The 9,693-nt window shown below is 69.1% G+C and carries 9 protein-coding genes, 1 tRNA gene and 1 pseudogene; 7 read left to right on the forward strand and 4 right to left on the reverse strand.

Annotated features, from left to right (window positions below; all coding sequences use genetic code 11):
* The 4 genes and pseudogenes from AC30N0_RS08900 to pbpG all read left to right on the forward strand — a co-directional run.
* Nucleotides 1-314: pseudogene (locus AC30N0_RS08900) on the forward strand (ketol-acid reductoisomerase); the annotation flags it as partial.
* Nucleotides 315-328: 14 nt separating this feature from the next.
* The gene (gene pssA, locus AC30N0_RS08905; RefSeq protein WP_489517568.1) at nt 329-1,177 is read left to right on the forward strand and encodes a CDP-diacylglycerol--serine O-phosphatidyltransferase; all 849 of its coding nucleotides are present in this window, start codon (nt 329-331) and stop codon (nt 1,175-1,177) included.
* 161 nt (nt 1,178-1,338) lie between these two features.
* The gene (locus AC30N0_RS08910) at nt 1,339-2,880 is read left to right on the forward strand and encodes a 2-isopropylmalate synthase (RefSeq protein ID WP_489517569.1); all 1,542 of its coding nucleotides are present in this window, start codon (nt 1,339-1,341) and stop codon (nt 2,878-2,880) included.
* Between the two features lie 210 nt (nt 2,881-3,090).
* Nucleotides 3,091-4,068, forward strand: coding sequence for a D-alanyl-D-alanine endopeptidase (gene pbpG, locus AC30N0_RS08915; protein WP_489517575.1), 978 nt, complete (start codon nt 3,091-3,093; stop codon nt 4,066-4,068).
* Nucleotides 4,069-4,096: 28 nt separating this feature from the next.
* Here the strand turns inward: pbpG and AC30N0_RS08920 are convergent, their stop codons facing one another.
* Genes AC30N0_RS08920 through hpnC form a run of 4 tightly spaced genes read right to left on the reverse strand, consistent with a single transcriptional unit; the run spans nt 4,097 to nt 7,870 of the window.
* Nucleotides 4,097-4,864 (reverse strand): IclR family transcriptional regulator, encoded by a 768-nt coding sequence (locus AC30N0_RS08920; protein WP_489517570.1) that lies wholly within the window; start codon nt 4,862-4,864, stop codon nt 4,097-4,099.
* Nucleotides 4,865-4,881: 17 nt separating this feature from the next.
* Nucleotides 4,882-6,159 (reverse strand): hydroxysqualene dehydroxylase HpnE, encoded by a 1,278-nt coding sequence (hpnE, locus tag AC30N0_RS08925; protein WP_489517571.1) that lies wholly within the window; start codon nt 6,157-6,159, stop codon nt 4,882-4,884.
* Nucleotides 6,159-6,995 carry a presqualene diphosphate synthase HpnD gene (gene hpnD / locus AC30N0_RS08930; protein WP_489517572.1) on the reverse strand — a complete coding sequence of 279 codons (837 nt, stop codon included), beginning with the start codon at nt 6,993-6,995 and terminating at the stop codon, nt 6,159-6,161. The genes hpnE and hpnD overlap by 1 nt, the downstream gene beginning before the upstream one ends.
* The gene (gene hpnC / locus AC30N0_RS08935) at nt 6,992-7,870 is read right to left on the reverse strand and encodes a squalene synthase HpnC (protein WP_489517573.1); all 879 of its coding nucleotides are present in this window, start codon (nt 7,868-7,870) and stop codon (nt 6,992-6,994) included. The genes hpnD and hpnC overlap by 4 nt, the downstream gene beginning before the upstream one ends.
* 138 nt (nt 7,871-8,008) lie before the next feature.
* On the opposite strand from hpnC, the gene AC30N0_RS08940 reads away from it, so the two are divergent.
* The 3 genes from AC30N0_RS08940 to AC30N0_RS08950 all read left to right on the forward strand — a co-directional run.
* Nucleotides 8,009-8,095, forward strand: a tRNA-Leu gene (locus AC30N0_RS08940).
* 26 nt (nt 8,096-8,121) lie between these two features.
* On the forward strand, nt 8,122-9,429 hold the full coding sequence (gene tig / locus AC30N0_RS08945) for a trigger factor (RefSeq protein WP_489517574.1): 1,308 nt from the start codon (nt 8,122-8,124) through the stop codon (nt 9,427-9,429).
* A 108-nt stretch (nt 9,430-9,537) separates the two neighbouring features.
* A partial coding sequence (locus AC30N0_RS08950; protein ID WP_489517576.1) for an ATP-dependent Clp protease proteolytic subunit occupies nt 9,538-9,693 on the forward strand: 156 nt, incomplete at its 3' end.

A 9,693-nucleotide genomic window follows, 5' to 3' on the forward strand; every position in this document is an offset into this window, starting at 1 on the left:
TCGACCTGATCTACGAAGGCGGCATCGCCAACATGAACTACTCGATCTCCAACAACGCGGAGTACGGCGAGTACGTGACCGGGCCTCGCATCATCACCGAAGAGACCAAGCTGGTGATGAAGCAGGTTCTCAAGGACATCCAGACCGGCGAGTACGCCAAGAGCTTCATCATCGAGAATCGCGCCGGCGCACCGACGCTGCTGAGCCGCCGCCGGCTGACCGCGCAGCACGAGATCGAGGTCGTCGGCGAGAAGCTGCGCGCGATGATGCCGTGGATCAAGAAGAACAGGCTCGTGGACCCGTCGCGCAACTGAGGCCGGCCGCGGTCATGGCAGAACCTCCGACGCCGCTGCCACCGCTGCCTTCGGCCGGGGAGTCGCCCTCGACCGAGGCGCCGCCCCGGCCGCGCCGCAAGGGCGTCTACATCCTGCCCAACCTCTTCACGCTGGGGGCGCTGTTCGGCGGCTTCTACGCGGTCGTGATGGCGATGAACGGGCGCTTCGAGCAATCGGCCTACGGCGTCTTCGCCGCCATGGTGCTCGACAGCCTCGACGGCCGCGTCGCCCGCATGACGAAGACGCAGAGCGTCTTCGGCGAGCAGATGGATTCGCTCTCCGACATGGTGTCGTTCGGCGCCGCGCCGGCGCTGGTCGCGTACGAGTGGAGCCTGCGCACGCTCGGCAAGCCGGGCTGGATCGCGGCCTTCGTCTACTGCTCGTGCACGGCGCTCCGCCTGGCGCGCTTCAACACCAACATCGGCGTCGTCGACAAGCGCTTCTTCCAGGGCCTGCCGAGCCCGGCGGCGGCGGCGCTGGTCATGGGCTTCATCTGGCTGATGGACGACCAGGGCTTCGTCGGCCGGACCGAGGGGCCGTGGCTGGCCTGGCTCACCTTCGGCCTTACCCTCTACGCCGGGCTGACGATGGTGACCAACGTCCCGTTCTACAGCTTCAAGGACCTGAGCCTCAAGCGCTCGGTGCCCTTCGTCGTGATCGTCCTCATCGCGCTCGGCATCGCCGTGATCAACATCCATGTGCCGGCGACGCTGTTTGCTCTCTTCGTGATCTACGGGGTGTCCGGCTATGGCGTCTACGCCTGGAAGCGGATGAAGGGCAAGCCCGTGAGCGTGATCGCGACATCCACCCACGAACCTGACGAGCAGGGGCTGCACCGGTGAAGGCCGTGCTATATTGACCCGATGACGTTCGCCGCCCGTTCCGCGCTGCTCCTTCTTCTTGGACCACCCAGGGCTCGCTGAACGACCACGTCCCCCCGTATTCGTCGACCGGCCCGCTTGCAGATGCAGCGGGCCGTTTTGCTTTCCAGAGGAGTAAACCCGTGACCGACCGCCTGTTCATCTTCGACACCACCTTGCGCGACGGCGAGCAATCGCCCGGCGCCTCGATGACCAAAGACGAGAAGCTTCGCATCGCGCGCCAGCTCGAGCGGCTGAAGGTCGACGTCATCGAGGCCGGCTTCGCTGCGTCTTCCAACGGGGACTTCGAGGCCGTCCGCGCCATCGCCCAGGCGATCCGCGGATCGACCGTCTGCTCGCTGGCGCGCGCCAATGACCGCGACATCTCGCGCGCCGCCGAGGCGCTCGCCGGCGGCGAATCGACGCGGATCCACCTGTTCATCGCCACCAGTGCGCTGCACATGGAAAAGAAGCTCCGCATGACGCCCGACGAGGTGTTCGAGCAGGCCCGGCTGTCGACGCGGTTCGCGCGCAACCTTGCCGCCGATGTCGAGTTCTCCCCGGAGGACGGCTACCGGTCGGATCCGGACTTCCTCTGCCGCGTCCTCGAGGCCGTCATCGCCGAGGGCGCCTCGACCATCAACATCCCCGACACCGTCGGCTACGCGGTACCCGAGCTCTACGGTCAGTTCCTGCTCGACCTGCGCACGCGGATCCCGAACTCCAACAAGGCGGTCTGGTCGGTGCACTGCCACAACGACCTCGGCATGGCCGTCGCCAATTCGCTGGCGGGCGTCATGCTGGGCGGGGCGCGGCAGATCGAGTGCACGATCAACGGACTTGGCGAGCGCGCCGGCAACTGCTCGCTGGAGGAGGTGGTGATGGCGCTGAAGACGCGCCGCGACTACTTCGGTCTCGAGGTCGGCGTCGACGCATCGCAGATCGTGCCGGCCTCGCGGCTGGTCGCGCAGACGACGGGTTTCGTCGTCCAGCCGAACAAGGCCGTGGTCGGCGCCAACGCCTTCGCGCACGCCTCCGGGATTCACCAGGACGGCGTCCTCAAGGCGCGCGACACCTACGAGATCATGCGTGCCGAGGACGTCGGCTGGACGACCAACAAGATCGTCCTGGGCAAGCTGTCCGGGCGCAACGCCTTCAAGCAGCGTCTGAAGGACCTCGGCATCGGCCTGGAGTCCGAGGCCGAAGTCAATGCCGCCTTCGTCAAGTTCAAGGAACTGGCCGACCGCAAGAGCGACATCTTCGACGAGGACATCATCGCCCTCGTGATGGACGAGTCGGTGACGGCGGAGCACGAGCACTACCGCCTCGTCTCGCTGTCGCAGCACTCGGAGATGGGCTCGCGGCCGCAGGCCACCGTCTCCTTCGCGGCCGGAGAGGTGGACCACCTCGCCTCGAGCGATGGCAACGGCCCGGTCGACGCCAGCCTGAAGGCCATCGAATCCCGGGTGGCGAGTGGCGCGGAAATGCTCCTCTATTCGGTCAATGCCATCACCTCGGGCAGCACAGAATCCCAGGGCGAAGTCACGGTCCGCCTGCAGCGCGGCGGTCGGATCGTCAACGGAGTCGGTGCCGATCCGGACATCGTGGTCGCGTCGGCGAAGGCCTACCTTTCCGCGCTGAACAAGCTGCACCACAAGGACGAACGGGTGGCCGCGCAAGGCTAGCGGCGCGCTATAAGTCCTCGGGAGTGGCGAATCCGTGTCTGTAGTCTCACTTTAGGAAAAACGCGCAAGCTTTTGATCTTGCGTGTTTTTATCCGGACCCCTAGACTCGCGCCGCGCCCTTCGAGGATCATCTTGCCGACGACCCGCCAGCTCATCACGACGCTCCTCTTCGGAGCCCTCCTGGCCTCCAGCAGCGTGGCCGTGGCCAGGATGCCGACCGCCGCCGAAGCCGCCAAGAAGCGCACCGCGACCACCCTGTCGAAGATCGTCACCCAGGCGCGCGTGCGCCAGGCGCTGGTCGTGCGCTCCAGCCGGGCCGGGAACGGGCGCCGAATCGCGTCGCTCGTCCGCATCGAGCCTGCCCGGCCCTCGTTCGGCCAGATGATCGGCCTGCACGACGCCGCCGACCTGCTGGACCTGAAGTCAGGCGTGGCACTGATCCTCGACCAGGACACGGACGAAATCCTGTTCAGCAAGAACTCGCAGACCGTGCTGCCCATCGCTTCGCTGACGAAGCTGATGACGGCCGTCGTCGTCGTCGACGCCGGGCTGCGGCTCGACGAGACGATCACCATCACGGACGAGGACATCGACACCGAAAAGGGCAGCCGCTCGCGCCTGAAGGTCGGCACCCAGCTCCGTCGCGAGGACATGCTCCACCTGGCCCTGATGTCGTCCGAGAATCGCGCCGCGAATGCGCTCGGCCGCAGCTACCCGGGCGGGCTGAAGGCCTTCGTCGACGCCATGAACCGCAAGGCGCAGGAACTCGGCATGAGGGACACCCGCTACGTCGAGCCGACGGGCCTGTCGAGCCGCAACCAGTCGAGCGCCCGCGATCTGGCCACCCTGGTCAAGGCCGCGCACGAGTTCCAGATCATCCGCGAGTTGTCCACGTCGCCGGAGTACCTCGTCGAGGTCGACAACCGTTCGCTCCAGTTCCGCAACACCAACGGCCTGATCAAGAACCCGGACTGGGAGATCGGCCTGCAGAAGACGGGCTACATCTCCGAGGCCGGCCGTTGCCTGGTGATGCAGGCCAAGCTCGCAGGGCGGCACCTGATCATGGTGTTCCTCGACTCGGCGGGGAAGTACTCGCGGATCGGCGATGCCGAGCGCGTCCGCCGCTGGATCACGGAGTCGACGCCCGTCCTCCCGGTCGTCCTCGGAGGCAAGAAGCCGGCGATGTGAGCTTCGGCGGCCTGACGCTGCCGAGCCCTCAGCCGCGATGGCCGAGCGCCGCCGAGATCTGGGCCGCCGTGGCGCGCAGGCGCTCGAGCCAGCCTTCCTCCAGGCGGTCGGCCGGGGCCGAGATCGACAACCCCGCCACCAGCTTTCCCTGGTCGTCGAGGATGCCCGCGGCCATGCAGCGGACGCCCAGCTCGAGCTCCTCGTCGTCGCGCGCCGTTCCATACTGGAGAACCCGCGCCAGCTCGCGCTCCAGGACGGCGAGCTCCGTGATGCTGTTGCGCGTGTGACCGGCCAGGCCCGTGCGGGCAGCGTAGGCGCGGACGCGCTGGGCGTCGTCGTGGGCGAGGAAGAGCTTGCCGACCGAGGTCAGGTGCAGGGGAGCCCGGCCGCCGATGGCACGGACCACCTGCATCCCGGAGCGCTCGCTGTACGTTCTTTCGACGTAGACGATCTCGTCGCCCTGGCGCATCGACAGGTTCACGGGCTGGTGCGTCAGCTTGTGCAGCTCGCGCATCGGAACCAGGGCGGCGTCGCGGACGTCCAGGCGTGCCTTGACCAGGTTGCCCAGCTCGAGGAGGCGCATGCCCAGCCGGTAGCTGCCCGGTTCCGGCCGGTCCACGTAGCGGCCGATGGTGAGGTCGTTGAGGATCCGGTGCGCCGTGGAGGGATGCAGGCCGCTCTGCTCGCTGATGAGCTTGAGCGGCACCGGCTCCTGGTGCGACGCCAGCAGGTCGAGCAGGCCGAAGGCGCGTTCCAGCACCTGGATCGTGATGCTTCGCTCTTCGCTCTTCCGCATGGCCGATTCTCGCCGAGTCATGTGAGGGCGGCACGCGACGCGGCGAGCCCGCTGCGCACCGCGCCTTCGAGGGTTGCCGGGTAGGGTCCGTCCACGTAGTCACCGCAGGCGAACAGGCCGGCGGCGACCGCCATCGGTGGCCGATCCAGCAGCGGCGTGCAGGCGAAGGTCGCACGCTTTTCGATCAGCGTCCGGACGATCTGGAGCGGCGCTCGCAGGTGCGGCTGCAGCTGGTCCTTGGCCTGCGCCAGCGTGGCCTGCTCGGTCGCCGCCGCGCCGGCGTCGACCCATTGGCGCGCGCCGCTGACCACGAAGGCGAGCAGGCCGGCCGGCCCGCCGAGCTGGCCGCGGTCGAAGACGAACTGCGCCGGAGCCTGGGGGCCGGCCCGCAGCGCCAGCAGCGGCTCGGGCAGGCGGCAGCCGGTGCTGCCCGCGTACACGGTCACGATCGGCTCGTAGTCCAAGGTCGCGGCACGGGCGGCCCACTGCGCGGCATGGGGCGCGAGCAGGCGGGCCGATTCACTGGCGCTCGCGGCGACGATCACCCGGTCGAAGGGAGCTTGCTCCACGACCCAGCGTTTTCCTTGGCGCTCGATCCCGTTCACCCTCGTCCCCAAGTGGACTGCGGCGCCTGCCTGATGCAGCCAGGCGAGCGCCGGCTCGGGAAGGAGCTGGCCGAGGCTCCGGCGGGGCAGCAGCAGATCGGCAGAACCGGGGCCGCCGGTGAGCGCGTCGCGCAGGACGCGCAGGAAGACCGTGCCGCTCGCCTTCGCTGCCGGGGTGTTCAAGGCAGCGACGCACAAGGGCTCGAGAAAATCGGCGCGCACCCCGTCCGGGAGGCCCGCAGCGAGGTCGGCCACCGTGCACTCCGGTGCGCAGCGGAAGCCGCCGCGGCGCCAGCGCGCTGCGAGGCGGAGCAGGGCCAGGCGATCGCGCCAGCGCCACCCGGTCCGACGCAGGGCGGCCCAGGCGAATGCGGGCAGGGCCGGGCCGCGGCGCAGCCTCAAGCCATGCCCGTCGGCATCGACGAGCGTCAGCGGCCGGCGCAGGAAAGCTGCGCCCTCGGCGACACCGAGATCCTTCAGCAGGCGAAGCGTTTCCGAGTAGGCCCCGATGCAGATGTGCTGGCCGTTGTCGAGCACGTCGCCGCGCGACACCACGTCACGGGCCCGCCCGCCGGCCTGGGCCGCCATCTCGAACAGCGTCACGCGGGCGCCGCGGCGCGCCGCTTCGATGGCCGCAGCGAGCCCGGCCCAGCCGGCGCCGATCACGGCGACGCGCGCCGCCGCGGTCACTAGCGGCCGCGCCAGTTCGTGCGCATGGCGATCCAGAGCTTGCGCACCGGCGTGAGGGAGATGCGCTGGTGCAGCACCTGGAAGGCGTCGGCCTCGATCTCGCGCAGCAGGCTGCGGTAGATGTTGGCCATCATCAGCCCGGGCTTTTGCGTGGCCCGGTCCGCGTCGGGCAGGCGGGCCAGGGCATCGTCGTAGGTCCGGTGCGCGCGCTCGGCCTGGAAGCGCATGAGGGCGGTGAAGCGCTCGCTGTAGCGCCGCTCGAGGAGGTCGGCAGCCTTGACGTCGAACTGCTTGAGCTCGCTCAGCGGCAGGTAGATCCGGTTGCGGCGCGCGTCGTCGCCGACGTCCCGGATGATGTTCGTCAGCTGCATCGCCAGGCCGAGCCGGTGCGCGTACTCGAGCGTCGATGCGGCGGTGCGGCCGAAGATGTTGGCGGCGACCTCGCCGACGACACCGGCCACCAGGTGGCAGTACCGCTCGAGCCCGGGGTAGTCGAGGAATCGCGACTGGTCGAGGTCCATCTGGCAGCCTTCGATCACGGCCAGCAGGTGCGATGGCTCGATCGCGTACTCCGCAGCGTGCGGCAGCAAGGCATGCAGCGCGGGATGCGATGGCCGCCCGGCGAAGGCGGCGCCGACCTCGCTCCGCCACCAGGCCAGCTTGGTCGCCGCGACGCCCGGGTCCGTGACCTCGTCGGCGACGTCGTCGACCTCGCGGCAGAAGGCATAGAAGGCGGTGATCGCCGCCCGTCGGGCCGGCGGCAGGAACAGGAACGCGTAATAGAAGCTGGAGCCGCTCGCCGCCGCCTTTTCCTGGACGTATCGCTCCGGGCTCATGGCGGCCTGGACCGATCCTGCTGGCGCGGCCGCCCGGCCGTTTGCGACGGCGCGTGCCGCATCGCCAGGGCCCGCCACGCGATCGACGGCGCATCGCGCCAGCCCAGGACCGGGCGGCTGTGCAGGGTGGCGCCTTGCAGCCCTTCGATGCGCTGGAGGATGCGCAGACCGCCCTGGACGACCAGGCGCAGCTCGAGGCCGGCGCGGCCGGGCACGGCGTGCACCAGCGGCGCGCCGGAGAGCATCAGCGACCGGGCCCAGGCAGCGAGATCCAGGACCAGGGCCTGCAGCTGCGGGCTGTCCTTCTTGGCCAGGACCTGCCCGGGGTCGACGCCGAAGCGGCGGCAGTCGGACTGCGGAACGTAGAGTCGGCCGTGCGTGGCGTCGACGCCCAGGTCCTGCCAGAAGTTGGCCAGCTGCAAAGAGGTGCAGATCGCATCCGACCGGGCCAGCGAGGTCGCGTCGCCGATGCCGTACAGGTGCAGGAGCAGCCGACCGACCGGATCGGCGGAGCGCCGGCAATAGGCGAGCAACTCGTCGCGATCGGCATAGCTCGTGACGGCGACGTCCTGCTCGAACGCATCGAGCAGGGCGCCAAGCAGGTGGACGGGGAGCGCGTGCTCGCGGATGGCCCGGCCGAGCGGAGCGAAGACGGCGGGCCAGCGAGGCGAGGGCGGCGCGCCGGCGGCGACCCGGGCGAGGTCGGCACGGAACGCGTGCAGGTCCGCGAGGCGCTCCTGCGACGCGGCATCGCCCTCGTCGGCGATGTCGTCGGCCGTGCGGGCGAAGCCGTAGATGGCCAGGACCGCCGGGCGCAGCACCGGAGGGCACAGCCAGGAGGCGACCGGGAAGTTCTCGTAATGCTTGCCGCTCACCGCCCGGATTCTCCACGGCTTGCGGGATGTGCCGGCGCGCAGGGCCGCGCGTCGCCCGGGAGCCGGTAAACTCGTGGGCTTGGCCGCTACCGGCCGGTATGAAGCCGCTTTTTCGTGGCTTCGTCTCACCACCTTCTCGCGCGGGTGGCGAAATTGGTAGACGCACCAGGTTTAGGTCCTGACGCCTTCACCGGCGTGTCGGTTCGAGTCCGACCCCGCGCACCAGGCTTATGCAACGAACCCACACCATCATGCCCGTTCAAGTTGAAACCCTCGACAAGCTCGAGCGCCGGATCACCCTGACGCTGCCCACCACGGCGATCCAGTCCGAGGTCGAGACGCGCCTGCGCAAGCTCTCGCGCACCGTCAAGGCCGACGGCTTTCGCCCGGGCAAGGTTCCCATGAGCGTCGTCGCCCAGCGCTACGGCTACTCGGTGCAGAGCGAGGTGCTGAACGACAAGGTCGGCCAGGTGTTCTCGCAGGCCGTCAACGAAGCCAAGCTGCGGGTGGCCGGGCCGCCCCGCATCACCGAGAAGGCCGACGCGCCGGAAGGCGAAGTGGCCTTCGACGCCACGTTCGAGGTCTACCCCGAAGTGAGGATCGGCGATCTGGGCGCGGCCGAGGTGGAGCGCGTGACGACCGAGGTGACCGATGACGCGGTCGACAAGACCATCGAGATCCTGCGCAAGCAGCGCCGCACCTTCCAGCAGCGGCCGGCGTCCGAACCGGCTGCCGCCGGCGACCGCGTCACGATCGACTTCTCCGGCACGGTGGACGGCGTGCCGTTCGAGGGCGGCAAGGCGGAGGACTTCTCCTTCATCATCGGCGAAGGGCAGATGCTCGAGCAGTTCGACGCCGCCGTGCGCGGCATGAAGCTGGGCGACTCGAAGACCTTTCCCCTGCAGTTCCCCGCGGATTACCAGGGCAAGGAAGTCGCCGGCAAGGAAGCCGACTTCATGGTGACCCTGAAGAAGATCGAGGCGCAGCAGCTACCGGCCGTCGACGAGTCGCTCGCCAAGGCGCTGGGTATCGAAGGCGGCACCGTCGAGGCGCTCCGCGCCGACGTGCGCAAGAACCTCGAGCGCGAGGTCAAGTTCCGCGTCCTGGCCCGGAACAAGGCGAGCGTCATGGACGCACTGGTCAAGGCCGCCGAGCTCGAGGTGCCGAAGAGCCTGGTCGGCGGCGAGGTCGAGCGGTTGATCGAGCAGACGCGGGCCGACCTGAAGAAGCGCGGTGTGAAGGATGCCGAGACGGCGCCGTTCCCGGCCGATCTATTCCAGGAGCAGGCTGAGCGGCGGGTCCGTCTCGGCCTGGTCGTCAGCGAGCTGGTGCGCAGCCAGTCGCTGCAGGCCAAGCCGGAGCAGCTGCAGGCGCACATCGAGGAGCTGGCGCAGAGCTACGAGAAGCCGAGCGAGGTGATGCGCTGGTACCTGAGCGACCGGCAGCGGATGGCCGAGGTCGAGGCCGTCGTGGTCGAGAACAACGTCGCCAGCCACGTCCTCGAGCGGGCCAAGGTCACCGACAGGGCGGTCCCCTTCGACGAACTGATGGCGCGCTGAGGCCGCCCGGGTGCTGGCCGAACGGGCAGTCTCCGCGCGGGGCGGGGCGGCTTGCAGACACATAATCGGCCCTGACATGGCAGCAATCGAATCGACTGGGGACGTGCAATGAGCGCGCTGGAAACGCAGGGTCTGGGCATGGTGCCCATCGTCATCGAGACGTCGGGACGGGGCGAGCGCGCCTACGACATCTACAGCCGGCTGCTGCGCGAGAGGCTCATCTTCCTGGTCGGGCCGGTCACCGACCAGACGGCCAACCTGGTC

It is taken from the genome of Rhizobacter sp. (assembly GCF_031412495.1).
GTDB lineage: Bacteria > Pseudomonadota > Gammaproteobacteria > Burkholderiales > Burkholderiaceae_C > Schlegelella_A.

Bases quoted from the DNA above. Each gene is read 5' to 3' on its own strand.
- pssA (WP_489517568.1), top strand. From the start codon at position 329: ATGGCAGAACCTCCGACGCCGCTGCCACCGCTGCCTTCGGCCGGGGAG.
- pbpG (WP_489517575.1), top strand. From the start codon at position 3,091: ATGCCGACCGCCGCCGAAGCCGCCAAGAAGCGCACCGCGACCACCCTG.
- AC30N0_RS08920 (WP_489517570.1), bottom strand. From the start codon at position 4,864: ATGCGGAAGAGCGAAGAGCGAAGCATCACGATCCAGGTGCTGGAACGC.
- hpnD (WP_489517572.1), bottom strand. From the start codon at position 6,995: ATGAGCCCGGAGCGATACGTCCAGGAAAAGGCGGCGGCGAGCGGCTCC.
- tig (WP_489517574.1), top strand. From the start codon at position 8,122: ATGCCCGTTCAAGTTGAAACCCTCGACAAGCTCGAGCGCCGGATCACC.